Source organism: Chitinophaga sp. Cy-1792, assembly GCF_011752935.1.
Lineage (GTDB): Bacteria > Bacteroidota > Bacteroidia > Chitinophagales > Chitinophagaceae > Chitinophaga.
In genome coordinates this window covers 3,030,993-3,050,390 of sequence record NZ_VWWO01000001.1, presented here as the reverse complement: position 1 = coordinate 3,050,390, position 19,398 = coordinate 3,030,993, and the positions used below count along the sequence as shown (strand labels likewise).

The 19,398-nt window shown below is 46.8% G+C and carries 17 protein-coding genes; 6 read left to right on the top strand and 11 right to left on the bottom strand.

Features of this window, described 5'->3' with window-relative positions:
* Positions 1-101: 101 nt before the first annotated feature.
* From F3J22_RS12395 to F3J22_RS12365, 7 genes are all read right to left on the bottom strand, one after another.
* Positions 102-1,802, bottom strand: a complete 1,701-nt coding sequence (locus F3J22_RS12395) for a GMC oxidoreductase (RefSeq protein WP_167017555.1) — start codon at positions 1,800-1,802, stop codon at positions 102-104.
* Positions 1,803-1,889: 87 nt separating this feature from the next.
* Entirely contained in the window at positions 1,890-2,459 is a 570-nt protein-coding gene (locus tag F3J22_RS12390) for a gluconate 2-dehydrogenase subunit 3 family protein (protein WP_167017553.1), read from the bottom strand.
* A 149-nt stretch (positions 2,460-2,608) separates the two neighbouring features.
* Positions 2,609-3,358 (bottom strand): murein L,D-transpeptidase family protein, encoded by a 750-nt coding sequence (locus F3J22_RS12385; RefSeq protein WP_167017551.1) that lies wholly within the window; start codon positions 3,356-3,358, stop codon positions 2,609-2,611.
* Between the two features lie 268 nt (positions 3,359-3,626).
* Positions 3,627-4,433 carry a hypothetical protein gene (locus F3J22_RS12380; protein ID WP_167017549.1) on the bottom strand — a complete coding sequence of 269 codons (807 nt, stop codon included), beginning with the start codon at positions 4,431-4,433 and terminating at the stop codon, positions 3,627-3,629.
* A gap of 207 nt (positions 4,434-4,640) precedes the next feature.
* On the bottom strand, positions 4,641-5,477 hold the full coding sequence (locus F3J22_RS12375; RefSeq protein WP_167017547.1) for an AraC family transcriptional regulator: 837 nt from the start codon (positions 5,475-5,477) through the stop codon (positions 4,641-4,643).
* A 179-nt stretch (positions 5,478-5,656) separates the two neighbouring features.
* The gene (locus tag F3J22_RS12370; RefSeq protein WP_167017545.1) at positions 5,657-6,187 is read right to left on the bottom strand and encodes a DUF6252 family protein; all 531 of its coding nucleotides are present in this window, start codon (positions 6,185-6,187) and stop codon (positions 5,657-5,659) included.
* A gap of 11 nt (positions 6,188-6,198) precedes the next feature.
* Positions 6,199-7,068 (bottom strand): hypothetical protein, encoded by an 870-nt coding sequence (locus F3J22_RS12365; protein WP_167017543.1) that lies wholly within the window; start codon positions 7,066-7,068, stop codon positions 6,199-6,201.
* A 127-nt stretch (positions 7,069-7,195) separates the two neighbouring features.
* Here F3J22_RS12365 and F3J22_RS12360 point away from each other — a divergent pair, with 127 nt between their 5' ends.
* Positions 7,196-8,005: an AraC family transcriptional regulator gene (locus tag F3J22_RS12360; RefSeq protein ID WP_167017541.1), complete on the top strand. Its 810-nt coding sequence runs from the start codon at positions 7,196-7,198 to the stop codon at positions 8,003-8,005.
* Positions 8,006-8,069: 64 nt separating this feature from the next.
* On the opposite strand, the gene hppD is transcribed toward F3J22_RS12360, so the two are convergent.
* The 3 genes from hppD to F3J22_RS12345 form a co-directional block, all read right to left on the bottom strand.
* On the bottom strand, positions 8,070-9,200 hold the full coding sequence (hppD, locus tag F3J22_RS12355) for a 4-hydroxyphenylpyruvate dioxygenase (protein WP_167017539.1): 1,131 nt from the start codon (positions 9,198-9,200) through the stop codon (positions 8,070-8,072).
* Positions 9,201-9,264: 64 nt separating this feature from the next.
* Positions 9,265-10,422 carry a homogentisate 1,2-dioxygenase gene (locus tag F3J22_RS12350; RefSeq protein ID WP_167017537.1) on the bottom strand — a complete coding sequence of 386 codons (1,158 nt, stop codon included), beginning with the start codon at positions 10,420-10,422 and terminating at the stop codon, positions 9,265-9,267.
* Between the two features lie 466 nt (positions 10,423-10,888).
* A complete protein-coding gene (locus tag F3J22_RS12345; RefSeq protein WP_167017535.1) occupies positions 10,889-11,947 on the bottom strand; it encodes a hypothetical protein in 1,059 nt (352 codons plus the stop codon).
* 525 nt (positions 11,948-12,472) lie between these two features.
* Between F3J22_RS12345 and thrA the strand changes: the two genes are divergently transcribed.
* The 5 genes from thrA (at position 12,473) to rpe (ending at position 19,023) form a co-directional block, all read left to right on the top strand.
* Positions 12,473-14,914 (top strand): bifunctional aspartate kinase/homoserine dehydrogenase I, encoded by a 2,442-nt coding sequence (thrA, locus tag F3J22_RS12340; RefSeq protein ID WP_167017533.1) that lies wholly within the window; start codon positions 12,473-12,475, stop codon positions 14,912-14,914.
* Between the two features lie 68 nt (positions 14,915-14,982).
* Positions 14,983-15,909, top strand: coding sequence for a homoserine kinase (locus F3J22_RS12335; RefSeq protein WP_167017531.1), 927 nt, complete (start codon positions 14,983-14,985; stop codon positions 15,907-15,909).
* A gap of 18 nt (positions 15,910-15,927) precedes the next feature.
* A complete protein-coding gene (gene thrC / locus F3J22_RS12330; protein ID WP_167017529.1) occupies positions 15,928-17,253 on the top strand; it encodes a threonine synthase in 1,326 nt (441 codons plus the stop codon).
* A 13-nt stretch (positions 17,254-17,266) separates the two neighbouring features.
* Positions 17,267-18,292 (top strand): lipopolysaccharide assembly protein LapB, encoded by a 1,026-nt coding sequence (locus F3J22_RS12325; protein ID WP_167017528.1) that lies wholly within the window; start codon positions 17,267-17,269, stop codon positions 18,290-18,292.
* Between the two features lie 47 nt (positions 18,293-18,339).
* Positions 18,340-19,023 carry a ribulose-phosphate 3-epimerase gene (gene rpe / locus F3J22_RS12320; protein ID WP_167017526.1) on the top strand — a complete coding sequence of 228 codons (684 nt, stop codon included), beginning with the start codon at positions 18,340-18,342 and terminating at the stop codon, positions 19,021-19,023.
* Here the strand turns inward: rpe and F3J22_RS12315 are convergent.
* Positions 19,009-19,398: a response regulator gene (locus tag F3J22_RS12315; protein ID WP_167017524.1), complete on the bottom strand. Its 390-nt coding sequence runs from the start codon at positions 19,396-19,398 to the stop codon at positions 19,009-19,011. The two genes, rpe and F3J22_RS12315, sit on opposite strands and share 15 nt — an antisense overlap.

The window sequence follows — 19,398 nt, the reverse complement described above, 5'->3', positions numbered from 1 at the left end:
GGCTAAAAGCTGCTAACGGGAATGCCACTACGTTTTATGGAGTGAAACAGTCGCTTTGCTACTTCCAGTCGGCCCTGTGATTAATATGATGGTCAGATCAATCAGAGATTACCTTTCTTCAGTTCTTTCACGGCGAAATCGGCTGCGCGTGCAGTCATGGCCATGTAAGTCAGAGAAGGGTTCACGCATGCAGCAGATGTCATGCTGGCGCCGTCTGTTACGAAGACGTTAGGCACAGCATGGAGCTGGTTGTTTCCGTTGAGAATGGAAGTTTTAGGATCGCGGCCCATACGAGCGGTACCCATTTCATGGATCGCCATACCTGGCCAGGAGCCGTTGTCGTAGGTTTTGATGTTTTTCATACCGGCAGCTTCGAGCATTTCGGCAGCATCGTTCATCATATCTACGCGCATTTTCTTTTCATTCTCTTTGAATTCAACATCGAACTTCAGCACTGGCTGGCCCCATGCATCTTTCACAGAGTGGTCGAGCGTTACCATGTTATCTTCATAAGGTAAGCATTCTCCGAAGCCACCTAATCCCATGGACCAGGTACCTGGTTCAACCAGTGAATCCTTGAAGTCTTTACCTACGCCCATTTCAGCGATACCTTTGCTCCACAGGGAACCACGACTAGCGCCACCCTGGTAGCCGAAGCCACGGAGGTAGTCACGTTTATCGCTGCCTACGTTGCGGTAACGAGGAATATAGATACCGTTTGCACGGCGACCGTAGAAGTATTTATCATCGTAGCCTTCAGCAGTACCGGAAGCACCTGTGCGGAAGTGGTGGTCCATGAGGTATTTACCCAATACGCCGCTATCATTACCTAAACCGTTCTGGAAGCGGTTGGAGGTAGAGTTCATCAGTACGAAAGTGGTACCTAAGGTAGATCCATTTACGAAGATGATTTTAGCGTAGTATTCCACCATGTCTTTGGAATGCTTGTCGATAACACGTACACCTGTTGCCTTACCCAGTTTCTCATCATAGATGATGGAGTTAACGATGGAGTCAGGGCGAAGTGTCAGGTTACCCGTAGCCATTGCTGCCGGCAGTGTGGATGACTGGGTGCTAAAGTATGCACCGAACGGACAGCCACGGCTGCAGAGGTTACGGAACTGGCATTTTTCGCGGCCTGGCAGTGGTTCGGTGATGTTTGCCACACGACCCATTGTCAGGATACGGCCTTTATATTTGTTTTCAATGCTTTTTTTAACGTCCAGCTCAACGCAGTTCATTGGCATTGCTGGCATGAACTGGCCATCAGGGAGCTGAGGCAGTCCTTCGCGGGTACCGCTGATACCGGCAAATTTCTCTACATAATCATACCATGGTGCGAGATCTTTGTAACGGATAGGCCAGTCAACGGCGATGCCGTCTTTCAGGTTGGCTTCGAAATCGAGATCACTCCAGCGGTACGACTGGCGGCCCCACATGATCGATTTACCACCAACGATATCCGGACGGTACCAGTCAAAGCGTTTTACTTCATTGTATGGCGACTGGGAATCGTTGATCCAGTATTTTTCGTTGTGCTCACTATATGGATAATCGCGGCTCAGCTTAGGATGTGTTTCGCGCTGATCAACTGTCAGGCGGCCACGGTGAGGGAATTCCCACGGATCTTTGGTAGCGGTTTCGTAGTCTTTCACATGTTCCAGTTGTTTACCACGATCCAGCATTAATACCTTTAGTCCTTTTTCGGTCAGCTCTTTGGCAGCCCAGCCACCGCTCACACCGGAACCGATCACAATAGCATCATATGTATTCTGAGCCTGTGCTTTTGTATTTAAGTTCATTTTCGACAATTTAAGAAGACAGGAAAGTTCAGTGGTCAGAACCCGACCATACTGAAAGTCAGCATAAGATTCCTAAATAAATCAGGATCAGGTAGCCCAGGCTTTGTCACCTTTTTTGTAAGGGATACAGCCATCGTAGTGACCAGGAACGGCAACATAACGCAGTGCTTTGGTAGCACCAGGCTCAGAGGTGAAATAGCCCAGCAGCGTCAGTTCTTTCATAAACTGGAAGTAGTGTGCTTTGTCATCTTTCTTCTTGTCCTTATTGTAGGCAACGCGTTCCTTATCGATATCGGTAAGTACTTCGGTGCGTTGTTCAGGAGTCAGGTCAAGAAATGCTTTTTTGAATTTCTTGTTGCTGGCTTCGTCGATTTTAGTCAACCCTTCCAGGAACAGTGCCTGATCTTCTTTCTTGTAACAATCGTTCATCATGGTGATGATGAATTCATCTACCTTACCGGCTTTAGCGCCTGGTGTGTCGGTGGTAGGAATGATGGTTTCCGCGACCTCAGCCACCATGTTTTTCGTTTGTGGCTTGGTGAGATCATAATTTTTAGGAGCGGAGCCTGTACAACCTTCTAAGGCTGATAACGTGGAAGCGGAAATGGCAGTCCCCAACAAAATCGCCACATTCCTTATTGCGTCTCTTCTGTGCATAAGTAAATATTGATTTGACCGACTGGTAAGTTTGAAAAAAATATTTTAAAATCCAAATTATGATTGATAAACGCATGTATTTGGTTATAAAAGCGAAAAGGTCCGGCAAAAAGCCAGACCTTTTCTTAAATATTATCTTAATACAATACTTACATAATGTATTTTCCTTTGTCGTCGATCATTACTACCGGCAATTTGTGGTGCTGTTCAAAATATTCGTAGGCCGATTTGAGATTGGCCCAGAAAGGACGGCTGATGGAATCGCCTACCGGGAAATTGCCCAGGTACTCAACAGAGCGGTTATTGCTGAACTTCACCGGGAATACGTGAACAGGAATAAAGTCCTGGCCGGCATTCTTGGCGTTTACCGCGAGGATGTATACTTCGTCGATGAACTCGTCTGTTAACGGGATACATCCAACGGTAATACAGTTACCATGGATATAGATTTCTTTTCCAGGCTGTTTCTGATCGCTCAGGATACGGTCTGAAAAGTTAGGATAATTTATACCCAGCGACAGATGGTAGTTGCTGTTGGGGTTGAAATCATTAATATAGTAGAACCCTTCCGGTACCTGACGGTCGCCTTCTTTTCTTTTAGGCCCCATTTTTCCGGACAAGGTACATACCCTGTAGGATTTGAACAGGCGGAAAGTGTCCTGGGGATTGTTTTTCACCCAGATTTCCATTTCACTGTCGAGCTTGAAAGAGCGAATAAAAATATACCTGGCCGGATAGGCCAGTCCTTTCTTTTCAAATTCCTTTCTAAGCAATTCTTCTTTCTGACGGTATGCTTCTCCTACTTTAGGATACATTTTCTGGTTCTCAAGAAAAGATTGCTGGGCAAACAAAGTGCCCCCTGCCAACAACATCAGTGCGAGTACGATAAGTCGCTTCATACAAGTTCAACAAAAATTTTAATTATACCAGATTAATATAAGCCAGAAAAAACAAAAACAGGGCAATAAGTGAATATATAACCATGGCCACTTTCTTATTCATGAACCGAAGGATATAATGTTTATGACCCTGATAGATCAGAATGACTGTAAAAGCCTGAAAAATCCCACCTAAAAGAAATAAAACTCCGAAAAGCGTCTGAATGCTCATAGACAACGAAACAATTACTCTAAATATTGTTGTAAAGTTAAGTTATTGTCCGGGTTATTACAACCTTGTCCACTCCATTTTAACAGTTACCGGATCGATATCTGAAGTTTGGGTAGCCTTTACCGGGAATTTACCTGCATTATACGTGTATACAAAGGTGTTGGTAACAGCCCTGGAAGCGTTCATACTGGTAAGGGTTTCAGCGACCACATTGTTGGCAGAAAACTGAGCCGGACGGAAGTCTGTCAGCCAGGCCAGGTCTGCCTGCTGCTGTGGGTTATTTTTGTTGTCATAACGGTAACTGATAGCTGAAAGCGCGATAAACTTCGAGTACCCTGGCTGTTTTCCGAAATTCTCCTGGCGGGTTACGTTGCCGTTCTCCCAGGTCCAGGTTTGGTAACCGCTGTTTTCCCAGGTGTTTTTTCCCGCCTGCTTCGTGTACAGGTAGCGGGTAGTGAGCTGTCCGGACTGATTATACGCCAGTGAATCCCAGGCATATACGTCGTTGGAGCGGTAATAGCTGATCTTCGTCACCTTGCCGGCTTCGTTATATTCCAGGGTGGTGTTCAGGTCAGCAGGAGCTGCGCCAGGATCATCGCCGGAAAGCGTTTTAACAATATGGCCGTTCTCGTAAACTGGTACAATCACCTCCTGATAGTCGGCATTCTCGCCTTTGTGCAATACCACCAGCTTATTGATGGTGCGGTCGCTATTATAGGAAATGACTGTCTGGCCCTGTGGAGAGCTTACTTTTTGGAGGTAAGTAGGTTCCGGCTGGCCAGCTTTGGCAAAAGCGGTCGTCAGCACGCATGCAGACAATAAAAGGACATGGCTTACCCTTTGGGCAATCGTTGTGTTGTGCATAGGTTAAAAAATTAAATTATATAACGGTTAATAGTACGCTAAAGTAAATATGGCTTCAATATGATGAGTAAACCAACAGATCAGAACGTTGGCATAATAAATACGAATGTAACCCGGCACACGGATTTGGCGTAACAAAAAATACATATTATTTTTTTGCTACTATGAAAGTTAGCGGTAAGGACTGCTATTTAATGGCAGTGGGAATTATTCTAAAACAGGGCCGAAAAGTTCTGCTGGCGGGGGAGAGCCTTGCATGAAGGCCCGGGGAGATTGTCCGGTAAAGGCTTTAAAGTCTTTGACCAGGTGCATCTGGTCGAAATAACCACAGGAATGGGCGATGGTGGTCCAGTGGATATTCGCATCAGACATCTTCATACCCATAGCCCTCATAAACCGGGAGACCCTGGCATACAACTTGGGCGGCATGCCTACCTGGGCCAGGAAATGCTGTTCCAGGGCGCGGAGACTCATATTTACGCTGGAAGCCAGCTGCCTGACATTCAAGGATTCCGGGCTGGCATTGATAGCCAGTGCAGCCGCCGTAATGCGGTCACCAGTCCCGGAAGTTGTATTACGAATGAGCTTGCTAAGGAAAAATGCATCCGCAGCAGCTTTCATCTCCTGGAGATTAGCAGACTCTTCCAATTGCTCCTGCAGGAAACTCACCTCCTTCCCTATTACATCGTCACTATTTACGACGGAATCACTCAGTAACTGCATCGGCACATTAAAAATCCGGTAGAAACCGTTCGCTTTAAGATTAACAGAGAAAAAGCTGTAACGGCCGTTGTAGGTCTGGTATCCCTGAAACCTGCTGGGAATACAAAGCAGTTGCCGCTCTTTAATATTAAGGTTTTCTACTCCCTTACCGGTAGTATACAATAAAGGGGTTTTAGATATCCAGAAGGTCATAAATGACTGATCAATAGCATGGATCGCTTTTACCAGGTCTGTACCATTAGTATCTATTTCCCGAAGGCAATAACTACTGATAAAATCTCGGAGAGGCAGTGCAGGCAATGCTTCAGTTGTGAGTACCATAGCAGGGGCGGAAATTGGGGATTACAACTTCTCATACAAAGCTATTCAAATTCACTAACGTTGCCAGCCACCCCTGCGATATTTTACTATTTTCAAAAAAAGACCCACTGCCATTGTGCACTTCAGCGGTGATGCGATTTTTTACTATTTTTTATCAAGATAGGTTACCTGGCTAATCCCTATTCGTTTCCGGAGGCGGGCATGGCTACCCGGAAAACGCCATCCGTTACGGCCAGCTGCCGCGAAGAACGGCTACTGGTGGCCGTAAAGTGAAAAGTTCCTTCTATCCAGTCCTTGTCCATTTTTGTTATGGTCATCTCACCGCTTTTTCCGGCCCATATCCCTACATCATCGTTTGTGGAGAGATCAACGGCATTTCCTTCCCCAAAGGAAATAACAGCACCCGACTTTAACTGCCGCGTATCTACGGGAATACTGATAGATTCACCATTGTTTTTACCCAATACTCTGTCTGTACCCGCTACCGGCAGCATTTCCGCTGCACTCCAGTCTTTGCTGTCCAGTTTGGCCTTCATGTAATAGCCACTGGCACTAGTAGCGATAGCACCTGGCGTATGCGCCTTTTCAGCCGATTGAATCTCACTGGCAACCTGTGCTGCATTAGTACCGGTTTTATCATGACTACCGCCGCAGGACAGCATCAAACCAGCTGCCAGCAGACCTATCGAAGGAAGAATGAAATATTTCATGGTAATGCTATTTAATTGGAAGTTTTGAAAATCAGTGGCGTCACGCCGGGCAAACCATACCAGTGGATCGTTTCCACCGGATTCGGCAGCCTTGGGTAGTAAGTACCAAAATCAGCGGTCACCCACATCGTGTCGGCATTGGGCGACAACGCACCGAAATATGGAATAATCTGTTTGATGGTAGGATCATCATTATACCCTGCGAGATTCACCATAGGCCCCACCTGCTTGTATTTAAAACCAATCCCGGCAATGGCCGCACCATTGCGGAGAAATGTTTCATTGGTTTCATCGAAACTGATGGCGCTAAGGTCCGGGTACATGTGCATACCGTTGGCAGGGCCAGAATACGTGATCACTGGCGTATTCCAGGTAGTATTTTTTATGGTCATGGCGCCGGTGTTGGGACACAGCCGCAAACTGGTTTGCATGGAATTATATCCAAACTTAGACGGATCGGAAGGCCCGCCTGTTAAATAGTTTGTCTGGGAAATGCTTAACATCTGCTGTTCATTTATAACATCAAACTGGACGGTTATTGTAGCTTGCGTGGCAGATAAATTATCGATCTTAGTTATTTTCCCCTGGATACTATCCTTTGTGAAGAGGTTGGCTGCAACAGGGTTTCCATTCACTGCGAAATGCAGCATACCATAAATAACAACAACTGTATCTCCCCTGAAAAATAGCACACAGGGAGCATCATAATTCTGTGCCTGTGTATGGTAAGTGCCTGACCATGCTGTATTTGCGAAGAAGTTGGTTTGCGCAGGCGGTGGTGTAACAACAGGAGCAATATTATCTGCCTTTTTACTGCAACTGCTATTCATCAGCAGCATAATAAGCAGACAGGGTAATACAATGAAAGGTACCGGTTTCATGTGGGCATTTGTTTATCAGCATTCTTTGTGAACGCCTCTCTGCAAAATTAACCACCCCCCTGCAGGCTACATTGTAAAAATGCGCAAATGATGTAACTTTAAGTAATAGCAGAAAACTCTGAAAGCTATGTCTGCATTATATTATCCCCCATCGCCCCTGCTGCAGGATTATGTTTCCGGATATGTTTTAACGGATTATGACGGCGGCGGCGCAGCCATTGTTGCCGGCTATCCCAAAGGACACGCCACGCTGTGCCTGAGTCTGGACGGCACTTTCCAGGGTAGTATGAACGATGATCCTGAATTATTGCAGCACCCGAAATTCAGTTTTATACCTTTTCTGAAATCAACAACACTCTTCCATACCACCTCCTGGCCTTCGAGGGTATTACATGTAATATTCAAGCCCTACGGGGCTTTCAGGCTATTGCAGGTACCGCAGCACCTGCAATTCGGTAAAGCCGGAACAGCCATGGAAGACCTGCTGGACAAGAAAGCAAATGCATTTTTAAAAAGAATGGAAGACGCAGGGGCAGACATCAACCTAATCATTAAATTACTCGACAACTGGCTACTACAGCAGGTTTCACAACCTAAAGCAACGGACACCAATCATATCCGGCTAGCCTGTACATTAATAGAAAAAAGCAACGGACTGATACGCATCGACCAGCTGGCGCAGCAGGTATATCTTTCCAAAAGAACGCTGGAATACCGTTTTCAGCAACAGGTGGGTGTCTCTCCCAAATTATACAATCGCATTGTACGCTTCAATAGTTTACTGGGAGATATCAGGAAGAGTAATACGCCCGACTGGCAAGACCTTGCACTAAAATACAATTTCTTTGATCAGGCACATATGATCAAAGAGTTCAAAAACTTCTATAAGAGCACCCCCACAAACCCCGTTACTTTCCGCGATGTTATGGGCGAATAAAAAGGCCCGCCCCGGAAATTCCCGAAGCGGACCAGCAGGTAAACCTTGTTGTTTTGCAGTATGATTACAGGTTTCCTCTCAGCGCCTGTTCTCTTTCGATAGATTCGAACAGTGCCTTAAAGTTCCCTTTACCAAAGGATTGCGCACCTTTACGCTGAATGATTTCAAAGAATACGGTAGGGCGGTCCTGCACCGGTTTGGTGAAGATCTGTAACAGGTATCCTTCATCATCGCGGTCTACGAGGATCCCCAGTTTCTGCAGCGGCGCAATTTCTTCATCTATCTTACCTACTCTGTCCAGCAGTGTTTCATAGTAAGAAGAAGGAACGGTGAGGAATTCCACACCGCGGGATTGCAGTTCAGTTACAGTTTTTACGATATCGTTGGTAGCAATGGCTACGTGTTGTACACCAGGGCCGCCATAGAAGTCGAGGTACTCTTCGATCTGAGATTTCTTTTTACCTTCTGCAGGTTCATTGATAGGAAATTTCACACGTCCGTTACCGTTACTCATTACTTTACTCATGAGTGCAGAGTATTCGGTAGAGATATCTTTATCATCGAAGGAGAGCAGGTTGCGGAAACCCATTACCTGTTCGTAGAAATCTACCCAGGTATTCATTTCGTTCCAGCCTACGTTACCTACGCAATGGTCTACATATTGTAAACCTGCATCAGCCGGGTTGTAAACGGTTTTCCATTCGCGGTAGCCTGGCATGAAAGCGCCTTTGTAATTTTTACGTTCTACAAAGATGTGAACGGTATCACCGTAGGTATGGATACCACTGCGTACTACTTCGCCGAATTCATCTTTTTCCACGGTAGGCTCCATGTATGATTTAGCGCCACGTTTAATGGTTTCTTCGTATGCCGAACGTGCATCATCTACCCAGAGGGCCAGCACTTTGATACCATCACCGTGTGCTTTTACATGTTCTGCGATAGGACCTTCCGGATGTAACGCAGACGTAAATACGAAGCGGAGTTTATTTTGTGTCAGCACATAAGAAACACGGTCTCTGATGCCGGTTTCAGGGCCTGCATAAGCGGCAGACTGAAAGCCGAAAGCTGTTTTATAAAAGTTAGCTGCCTGTTTTGCGTTACCTACATAAAACTCAACATAGTCTGTACCGTTGAGTGGTAAAAAGTCTTGCTGACCGGTAGTTGTAGTGGTGTTCCTGGTAGCTGTTTCCATAACATTAATTTGTTTAAAGATTTTGTTGTAATGTGGTTGGTTGGTTTTTGAGCAGGTTTTAATTTTATTCTGCCCAGCTCATGGTATAGGAGCCATCTTCTATACCGAGTGCTGCTGCTGTTATCTGTAGCGGGTGGAAGGTATCTACCATCACTGCCAGTTCTTTTGTTTCTTTTGCGCCGATGCTTTTTTCCACAGCGCCGGGATGCGGACCATGCGGTATACCGGCAGGATGTAGTGTGATCATGCCGCGCGTAACATGTTTACGGCTCATAAAATCGCCATCTACATAGTATAAAACTTCATCGCTATCGATATTGCTGTGATTGTAAGGAGCAGGGATGGCCTGTGGATGGTAATCGAACAGCCGCGGACAGAAGGAGCATACCACAAAGTTGGAACCTTCAAATGTCTGGTGAACCGGTGGTGGCTGGTGCACGCGGCCCGTAATCGGTTCGAAGTCGTGGATAGAAAAGGCAAACGGATATTCGCAGCCATCCCAGCCGATCACATCAAACGGATGATGTTTGTAGTGGATCGGGTACATAACTCCTTTCTTTTTGATATTGATGAGGAAGTCGCCTTCCAGGTCGATTGTCTGGAGGTTTTCCGGCTGTCTGATATCCCTTTCGCAGTAAGGAGAATGTTCCAGCAGCTGGCCATATTTGCTGAGGTACCGTTTGGGATAACGGATAGGGCTAAACGATTCCACAATGAACAGCCTGTTATTTTCTGTATCAAAAGAAATCTGGTAGATGGTACCTCTTGGAATGACGAGGTAATCGCCGTAACCGAATTTCAATTGTCCGTACTGGGTTTTGAGCGTACCGGAGCCTTCATGAACGAAGATCATTTCATCGGCATCGGCGTTTTTATAGAAGTAGTCGCTCATGCTTTTGCGTGGAGCGGCCAGTACGATATGGAGGTCGTTATTAACTAATACCGCTTTGCGGCTTTTAAGGAAATCGTCTTCCGGCTGGATGTTAAAACCCTGGAAGCTGCGGTGTTTCAGCATTTTTTCTTCTGCCACCTGTGGCGCCACATTATAAGGTTCATCCACTTTTACTATTTCGGTAGGCGGATGACAATGGTATAGTAATGTGGAGTGGGAAGAAAACCCTTCCGTAGAGAACAGCTGCTCAGAATAGAGGCCTCCGTCCGGCTTGCGGAACTGGGTATGGCGCTTATGTGGCACTTGTCCTAGTTTATGATAATGTGGCATAACAGGAATATTGAAATATGAATAGGATTGTGTTGGTGTATGATATTGTTCTGGTGTATAATTTTTATATAGATAGATAATCAGGCAGATACCTGCATAATAGCTGATCGATTAAAAATAGTTCCTGAGATGATAACCAGTTTGTATTGCTGGTTGTTGAAAACCATTCGTGTAAGAATAGCCGGACTGACAGCAAAAGCTGAAGTAGTGATATAACGATGAAGCAGGTTTATCCGCTACTGCAAAGTTACGCTATAATTACAGGAAAAGACCCTATAAGGGTAAGATGAGTGGGTTATGACAAAGCCGAATCCATGGCGAGGGTGGCCATGAGAAAATAGTAGCGAAGCTGACTATTGGATGTGTATTTTAACGATTCAGACAATGCCTGTATTTGTTTACTGGCTAAAGTTAACGATAAATTATTGGTATTTCCTTACCTCTTATAAAGATTTAGGGAGATTTTTTAATGATTTGGCAGATCGCATCTTACGATCAGCAGAAATTCGCCGGATGTCCGTAATTTTTTCACTTCGGGCAGGTCTGTTTCGGAGGTGAAGTCAAAAAAAGTATACTTAGAAGTGCACCATGGCATCAGTAAAGGAATCAATTTTTCAATACCGGCCAGTTGCCAGTTAGATACAGGCTCCACCTCAGTCGTGCAGCCCTGACACCATGTATTTATAACGGCTACCTGATTTTCATAACCGGGGGCATGGTCCAGCTGCCAGGAAAAATTTCTGGCACTTTTAACCGTATGTGCATTCCCTAACTCACCGAAATACCGGCTTGCTTTTGTAATGCTGTCAATTCTAAGGAACTGCCTGTACATATTGCGGTTCCTGTTTTTCATCTTGTCGTTGCAACTGCCGGGGTTTTCGATGATGAGGCGGAGCCAGATATCTTTTGCTGATTTTGCGGAAGATGATTTTTGCAATACTTTATTTATGTGGGCTATATCCTGACATGCTAATTGCTGCAGTGTATCCGGTAGCGCTTTAAGTTCCGGGATGGCTGTCATCAATTCCGGAAAATCTGTTCTAAGTGCTTTGAGGTAAGGTGAAGGCCGTTCGAAATCGATGCCATACACATGCAAAGGCACTTTATCTGTCTGCCGCCAGTCATGCAGCTTTTCCCAGCACATTTGCCAGGAAGGCATTTTAACCGGTTTTATCAGTGAAAGATTGCCGGTAGTCAGGTAATCGTTGTACAACAATGCTGCGGTGCTCCCAAACTCCAGGAAGATATCATTTACCTGCAATTGCTGATGCAGAAATTGCAATAACGGCACCCGCAGTTCATCATAAGCAGGGAGAAAATGAGAGCCTCCCTGACCTAATAATATCACCTTATAAGGTTGAAGCCGGCTGGCTACTGCTGCTGGTGCATCAAATCCGCTTACCGGATCGAAGGCGTAGTGATGGTTCCCGAAATATGCAGCCGGGGATGTTTGTGCGGTACTTCGGGTAATAGTTATCAGCACAGCAATGGAAATGAGGAGTAAGCAGATCCGCAATGATTTCATGGAACATTCATTAACTAAGGCAAGTATAATGAATCTTCTTCATACAATAAAAGTCATCCAATCACGGCACTCATCTATAATCGGTATGCAAAACGACTCACAAAGTCATGTAATTGTCACACAAACAACAATCCCATCTTACCTTCCCGACTAAACGCAAATGCAAGATCTACACAAATACCGCATTTAACAATAACAATTTCTAATAAAACAATAAATTATTAAACATTTACAATCTAAAATGCCAAACATTGAAATATTTCAAAATATCGCCACTGCACTTTAATTTACCATCGGAAATATAGACTTTTGTAACACAATCGTCACAATAAAGTAATAGTGCAACACCTCTCCACATATCACCTCTCCTTCACTCCCTCCTCAGGGGAATGCATGAGCACTATTATTACGACCACAATTATTACCCCATCGCGGGGTTAATTTTCACATATCATCCAACGACCGCAATGAGCGGTAACTACCCGGGAGGAACCGGAAAATCCATACGTATAAACTTTATTTAATATGCAAGTTTTAAAATTCGGCGGTACATCCGTAGGCAGTGCTAAAGCCATAGAACAAGTTTGCCTCATACTGAAAGAAAATAAGCCCGCTGGAAAATACGCCATCGTAGTATCTGCCATGGGAGGTATCACCGATAAACTGATCAGCTGCGGGCAGCTCGCCAGCGCCGGCAACGATCAATATAAATCAGTACTGGAAGAAATTGAAACCCGCCACCTTACCGCCATCCGTGAGTTATTCCCCATCACTGCACAAAGCAGCCTTATCAGCCAGCTGAAAAAGAAATTGAACGCCCTGGAAAACCTCTGCGACGGCATCTTCCAGATAGGTGAACTCAGCAGAAGGAGCCTGGATAAAATCATGAGCTTCGGTGAACTGATCTCCTGCGTGTTCGTAGCGGAAAAACTGAAACAACAGGGCCTCAACGCCACCTGGAAAGACAGCCGCGAACTTATCGTTACCGACAACAACTTTGGACATGCTGCCGTTAACTTCGCAGCGACCAATCACAATATCAAATCCTTCTTCGAGCAGCAGCAGGCCGACTACACCGTATTACCCGGCTTTGTAGCCTCCACTCCCGAAGGAGAAACCACCACACTTGGCCGCGGTGGCTCCGACTATACTGCCGCCATCATCGCAGCAGCTGTAAACGCAGACCTGCTCGATATCTGGACAGACGTCAGCGGCATGATGACCGCCGACCCACGCATGGTATCACAAGCCATCCCGATTGCACACATCTCCTACGAAGAAGCCATGGAGCTGTCGCACTTCGGCGCCAAAGTAATTTATCCGCCTACCATACAACCCGTAATGGACAAGCGTATCCCCGTTTGGATCAAAAACACCTTCGCTCCTAACGACTACGGCACCCTGATCCACGACGGCACCGACCGCAACTTCCCTGTTACCGGTATCTCCGGCATACAGCACATCGCCCTGCTAACCCTCGAAGGTAGCGGCATGGTGGGCATCCCCGGATTCTCCAAACGATTGTTTGAAGCACTCTCACGGGAACGGATAAACGTTATCCTCATCACACAGAGTTCTTCCGAACACTCCATCACCGTAGGTATCCATGAAAATGAGATGCTGGCCGCCAAAGCCACCGTAGATGAAGAGTTTGCGACAGAGATACACGAAAAGAAAATAGAACCGCTGCTGGTTGAAAAAGACCTCTGCATCGTAGCGGTAGTAGGTGATAAAATGAAGAACCATCACGGCACCAGCGGTAAACTGTTTGGCACACTGGGTCGCAATGGAGTGAACGTACGAGCGATCGCGCAGGGATCTACCGAAAAAAATATCTCCGCAGTTATCAATAAAGCAGACGTGAAGAAAGCCCTCAACCTGATACACGAAACATTCTTTGAGCAGCCGCTGAAACAGGTGAACCTCTTCATCGCCGGCGCCGGCAACGTAGGCAGCAAACTGCTGGAACAACTGCAGCAACAACAAAGCTTCCTCCAGAATGAACTGGGACTGCAAATCCGTGTAACAGGACTTGCCAACAGCAAGAATATGCTGCTGAGTGAATACGGCATTAAGCTGAGCGACTGGCGCGAACAGCTGCCACAGGGCGATACCAACGACCTGCAACAGTATATCGCACAGATAAAAGCACTCAACCTTCGCAACAGTGTATTTGTTGATAATACCGCCAGTGCTGATGTAGCCAAGGTATACCGCGAATTCCTGCAACATGGAATTTCTGTGGTTACCTGCAACAAAATTGCCTGCTCTTCAGACTTCCAATATTATAAAGAACTGAAAGAACTGGCACGAAAATATGACGCTTCTTTCCTGTTCGAAACCAATGTGGGTGCAGGTTTGCCAGTTATCAATACGCTTAATGACCTGATCCGCAGCGGCGACCGTGTACACAGCATCGAAGCGGTACTGAGCGGCAGTCTGAATTTCGTGTTCAACAATTTCGTGAACGGTGCCGACTTCCGCAAGGTGGTGAAAGCCGCACAGGACGAAGGTTACACCGAACCAGACCCACGTATAGACCTGAGCGGCACCGATGTTATGCGTAAGATCCTGATCCTCGCCCGTGAAAGTGGCGCTAAAATGGAAATGGGCGATATCACCAACAATCTTTTCCTGCCGGATGCTTGTCTGAACGCCCCTTCTGTGGCCGATTTCTACGAGCAGCTGGACGTTCATGCCGGTCATTTCAACGGCCTGCTCCACGATGCAGCCAGCCAGGGCAAACGCCTGAAGTTCGTTGCCCGCTATGAAGAAGGAAAAGCATCTGTAGGCTTACAGCAGGTAGCGCCGGAACATCCGTTCTACAACCTGGAAGGAAAAGACAATATCGTATTATATACTACCAGCAGATACAAGGAACAGCCACTGATCGTGAAAGGAGCAGGTGCGGGCGCAGATGTGACAGCATCCGGGATATTTGCGGACATCATCAGAACGGCGAGATAGGATTAATTTTTCATTATCCTTCTCACTGCATTCACTGTTCCTAAATTTCATTATATTAAATTAAGCATATGGATTCTATAAAAGTATTTGCTCCCGGCACTGTTGCTAATGTTGCCTGCGGCTTTGATGTAATAGGACTGGCTATGGACGCACCAGGCGATGAAATGATCCTGCGCAGGAGCAATGAACCCGGCATCCGTATTACCGCCGTTCACGGCGCTGACCTGCCACTGGACCCGCTAAAAAACGTGGCCGGCGTCGCTGTGCAGGCATTACTACAGAAATATGAAAACCCTGAAGTTGGCATAGAAATAGAAATATTCAAAAATATACATCCCGGAAGTGGTATCGGCTCCAGCGCTGCCAGCAGTGCAGGTGCTGTAGTAGGCGCCAACTACCTGCTCGGTGAGCCTTTCACCCGCAAGCAACTGGTACGCTTTGCCATGGAAGGGGAAAGACTGGCATCCGGTTCGGCCCATGCCGACAACGTAGCCCCGGCCATCCTCGGTGGTTTCACCATGGTCAGGAGCTATAAACCACTGGACATCATCTCCCTGCACTCCCCTGATGAGTTATGGGTAACAGTTATTCACCCGCAGATAGAAGTGAAAACTTCTGATGCCCGTGAAATCCTGAAGCAGAAAGTACTAATGACAGATGCCATCCGCCAGTGGGGCAACGTTGGTGCACTGGTGGCAGGCCTCTACCAGGACGATTATGACCTGATCAGCCGCTCCCTGGAAGATGTGATCGTGGAACCGGTACGCTCTATATTGATTCCGGCTTTCCATGAATTAAAGATCAAATCCAAAGAAGCCGGCGCCCTCGGTGGTGGCATCAGCGGATCAGGACCTTCCGTATTCATGCTGAGCAAAGGCGAAGCCAATGCCCGGAAAGTGGCAGAAACAATGGATAAAGTATACGCTCCGTTGGGAGTAGACTATAAAATATACGTTTCCCGTATTAATACAGCAGGAGTAAAGGTGATTGATTAACTTTTTAAAGATTGTTCTATGCAGTACTACAGCTTGCAAAATCCGACACATAAAGTTTCCTTTGAGACTGCTGTTACCACCAGTATGGCACCTGATAAAGGATTGTATTTTCCGGAGGTAATACCCCAGCTAGATCCGGCTTTTATCAAAAACCTGGACAAATATTCCGACCACGAAATTGGTTATGAGGTTATTAAGGCCTTTGTAGGAGATGAAATTCCTGAAGATAAATTAAAGAAGATAGTAGCAGATACCCTGCACTTTCCATTCCCGATACAAAAGGTTTCCCGTGCTACCTATGCGCTGGAACTCTTCCACGGCCCTACCCTTGCCTTCAAGGATGTTGGCGCCAGGTTTATGGCTGGCTGTCTGGGTTACTTCCGCCGGAATGCCAATACACCGGTTACAGTACTGGTAGCAACATCCGGAGACACCGGCGCGGCTGTTGCCAGTGGCTTCTATAATGTTCCGGGTGTGGAGGTGATCATCCTCTACCCTTCCAGAATGGTGAGTACCTTACAGGAGAAACAGCTGACCACACTGGGCGGAAACATTCGCGCACTGGAGGTTTTAGGCACTTTCGACGATTGTCAGCAAATGGTGAAAACCGCTTTCCTTGACCAGGAAGTACAGGCCAAACGCCCGCTGACATCCGCCAACTCTATCAATGTAGCCCGCTGGCTGCCGCAGATGTTCTACTATTTCCTGGCCTACAAACAAATGAAAGCGGCGCATCCTAACGTTGTATTTTCTGTTCCGAGCGGCAACTTCGGTAACATCTGCGCGGGTATGATGGCTGCTGCCATCGGCCTGCCGGTACACCACTTCATAGCGGCCACCAACACCAATGATACCGTACCACGCTATATGCAATCCGGCAAATACGAGCCTGGACGTGCAGTCCCAACCCTTTCCAACGCCATGGACGTAGCTGATCCCAGCAATTTCGTACGTGTGCTGGAGTTATACGGGAAAAATTTACCGCAACTGGCTGCCAGCATGAGCTCTTACAGCTTTAGCGATAAAGAGACTGCCCGTACCATGGAACGCGTTTACAAAGAATCCCACTATATGCTGGACCCACACGGCGCCGTAGGCTACCTGGGCCTCCAGAAATACCTGGCAGAAGATCCTGAAGTGACCGGCGTTTTCCTGGAAACAGCCCACCCGGTTAAATTTGAGGACACCGCGCCCAAGTCTATCCGCGATGAGATCCATACCCCTGCCAAGGTGATGAGTCTTTACGGCAAAGAGAAGTCCTCCATCGTTATTCCGGCAGATTATTCCGCTTTAAAAAAGACTTTAATGCAGTTAGAGTTTCAGAATTCAGAATTAAGCCGTTAATTTGGCGCTGATTATGAGAAGACTAACTATCCTTGCCTTGGGGCTGGCCATTTCAGCCTGCAATAACAATAATAAAGACAATAAAAACAGTCAGCAGCAGCAGAACGCCGCTGCTGACTCAGTATATTATAGTGATATCATCCGGCCGGTAACCGACTCGCTGGAAAAGTTCCCGGACAATCCGCCCTTATACTACCGTCGGGCACTATTGCTGTTTAATACACATCCGGAGCTATCGTTGAAAGATTTTGAAAAGGCAGCCGCACTGGATACTGCCAACGTTGAATACTGGGCCGGGGCCGGAGAAGCAGCACTTGCCAGCAGCAACAACAAAAAGGCGGCGGAACTTTTCACCCGCGCCCTGAAAGGTGCACCGGAATATTCTTACCTCCGCTATAAACTCGCCACAGCACAGGTATTAGATAAACATTATCAGCAGGCAGACAGTATCGCGGATATCCTCACCCGTTCTGCCGATGCAAAAGACCAGGCCTATTACCTGAAAGCCAGGATAGCAGAAGACCATAAAGACACCAGCGCCACCATCCAGCACCTGCGCATGGCTGTCAGCGCTGCCGGCGACCATCCCGAATACGAGGCACTCATGGAGCTGGGCGACCTGCTCCGGGCCCAGAAAAATCCGGATGGCCTGCAATACTATCAGCTGGCATACCGGCTGGACAGTGTGAATGCAGAACCTATCTATGCCTATGGCCGCTTCCAGGAAGACCTCAATAAAAAAGACGCTGCTATTACCGCTTTCCGCAAAGCAATCATTTCTGATCCGGGTTATGAAGCAGCCTATATGGCCCTGGGAGATATTTACCGTAAAGATGGTAATTGGAAAGATGCCTATGTTTTTTATAACCTGGCAGCAAAAGCAGCTCCTACCGATGCAGACGCCTACTTCAACAGGGCGCTCTGCCAGGAAAACCTGGGCAAAAAAGACATGGCCCTGGAAGATTACAGCAAGGCCAGCTCCTTCCGTAAAGACTTCAAAGCAGCAAAGGAAGCCATTTCCCGACTCAGCAAAAAGTAATGCTGCGAACTATTTCTTAATTTTATGATGTACAAAATTTACAGCCTTTGGAACAAAAACCTGTATTAATAGCACCCTCCTTACTGGCGTCTGATTTCCTGAAACTGGGAGAAGAAGCAGCCATGCTGAACCGCAGTGAAGCCGACTGGTTTCACCTCGACGTAATGGACGGGCGCTTCGTTCCCAACATCAGCTTTGGATTACCTGTGATTGCCGCCATCAGAAAGGCGACGCAAAAGACCTGTGACGTACACCTGATGATAGAGGAGCCAGGGAAATATGCAGAAGACTTTCAGAAAGCCGGCGCCGATATGCTGACCGTACATTACGAAGCATGTCCGCACCTGCACAGAAACATACAGCAGATAAAGAAACTGGGAATGAAAGCCGGTGTGGCACTGAACCCGCATACGCCGGTAAGCTTGCTGGAGAATATTATCAGAGACCTGGACCTCGTGCTGATCATGAGTGTGAACCCGGGTTTCGGCGGACAATCATTTATTGAACAGACCTATCATAAGATTGCCCAGACAAGGCAACTGATCAACGACAACAATGCCCATGCCCTGATAGAAGTGGATGGAGGCATTAACGCAGCCAATGCCGGCCAGCTTATTCAGGCAGGTGCAAATGTATTGGTTGCAGGCAGTGCGGTATTCGCATCACCCAATCCGGAAGAAACCATCAGAGAGCTAAAAGCTGCTGCAGTAGCAGGTTTAGGAAAGATGTGAGATAATTTCCTTTGACAAGGGCTTCGTCAGGTACCCGCTGACAAACTTGTAGCTACGTACACGTTCCTTGTCTTTTTCATCAATACTGGAGGTCAGTACAAAGATTTTCACAGATTTTGGTAAAGCAGTTTGGAATCCTGCATATTCGTCCAGGAATTCCCATCCGTCCATTACCGGCATGTTCAGGTCCAGCAGGATCAGATCAGGTAATGCTTCGGGGTTATTCGTGTTTTCTCTGAAGTAGTCCAGTACATCCTGGGCATCAGAGAACACACGGATATTATTGCTTATGCCCTGCCGCTCAATCATTATTTTGGCGATCTGCTGGTGAATAGGGTCATCATCCACAATAAAAATCATATTGATCAGGTCCAT

Bases quoted from the DNA above. Each gene is read 5' to 3' on its own strand.
- F3J22_RS12395 (WP_167017555.1), bottom strand. From the start codon at position 1,802: ATGAACTTAAATACAAAAGCACAGGCTCAGAATACATATGATGCTATT.
- F3J22_RS12390 (WP_167017553.1), bottom strand. From the start codon at position 2,459: ATGCACAGAAGAGACGCAATAAGGAATGTGGCGATTTTGTTGGGGACT.
- F3J22_RS12385 (WP_167017551.1), bottom strand. From the start codon at position 3,358: ATGAAGCGACTTATCGTACTCGCACTGATGTTGTTGGCAGGGGGCACT.
- F3J22_RS12380 (WP_167017549.1), bottom strand. From the start codon at position 4,433: ATGCACAACACAACGATTGCCCAAAGGGTAAGCCATGTCCTTTTATTG.
- F3J22_RS12375 (WP_167017547.1), bottom strand. From the start codon at position 5,477: ATGGTACTCACAACTGAAGCATTGCCTGCACTGCCTCTCCGAGATTTT.
- F3J22_RS12370 (WP_167017545.1), bottom strand. From the start codon at position 6,187: ATGAAATATTTCATTCTTCCTTCGATAGGTCTGCTGGCAGCTGGTTTG.
- F3J22_RS12365 (WP_167017543.1), bottom strand. From the start codon at position 7,068: ATGAAACCGGTACCTTTCATTGTATTACCCTGTCTGCTTATTATGCTG.
- F3J22_RS12360 (WP_167017541.1), top strand. From the start codon at position 7,196: ATGTCTGCATTATATTATCCCCCATCGCCCCTGCTGCAGGATTATGTT.
- hppD (WP_167017539.1), bottom strand. From the start codon at position 9,200: ATGGAAACAGCTACCAGGAACACCACTACAACTACCGGTCAGCAAGAC.
- F3J22_RS12350 (WP_167017537.1), bottom strand. From the start codon at position 10,422: ATGCCACATTATCATAAACTAGGACAAGTGCCACATAAGCGCCATACC.
- F3J22_RS12345 (WP_167017535.1), bottom strand. From the start codon at position 11,947: ATGAAATCATTGCGGATCTGCTTACTCCTCATTTCCATTGCTGTGCTG.
- thrA (WP_167017533.1), top strand. From the start codon at position 12,473: ATGCAAGTTTTAAAATTCGGCGGTACATCCGTAGGCAGTGCTAAAGCC.
- F3J22_RS12335 (WP_167017531.1), top strand. From the start codon at position 14,983: ATGGATTCTATAAAAGTATTTGCTCCCGGCACTGTTGCTAATGTTGCC.
- thrC (WP_167017529.1), top strand. From the start codon at position 15,928: ATGCAGTACTACAGCTTGCAAAATCCGACACATAAAGTTTCCTTTGAG.
- F3J22_RS12325 (WP_167017528.1), top strand. From the start codon at position 17,267: ATGAGAAGACTAACTATCCTTGCCTTGGGGCTGGCCATTTCAGCCTGC.
- F3J22_RS12315 (WP_167017524.1), bottom strand. From the start codon at position 19,398: ATGGACCTGATCAATATGATTTTTATTGTGGATGATGACCCTATTCAC.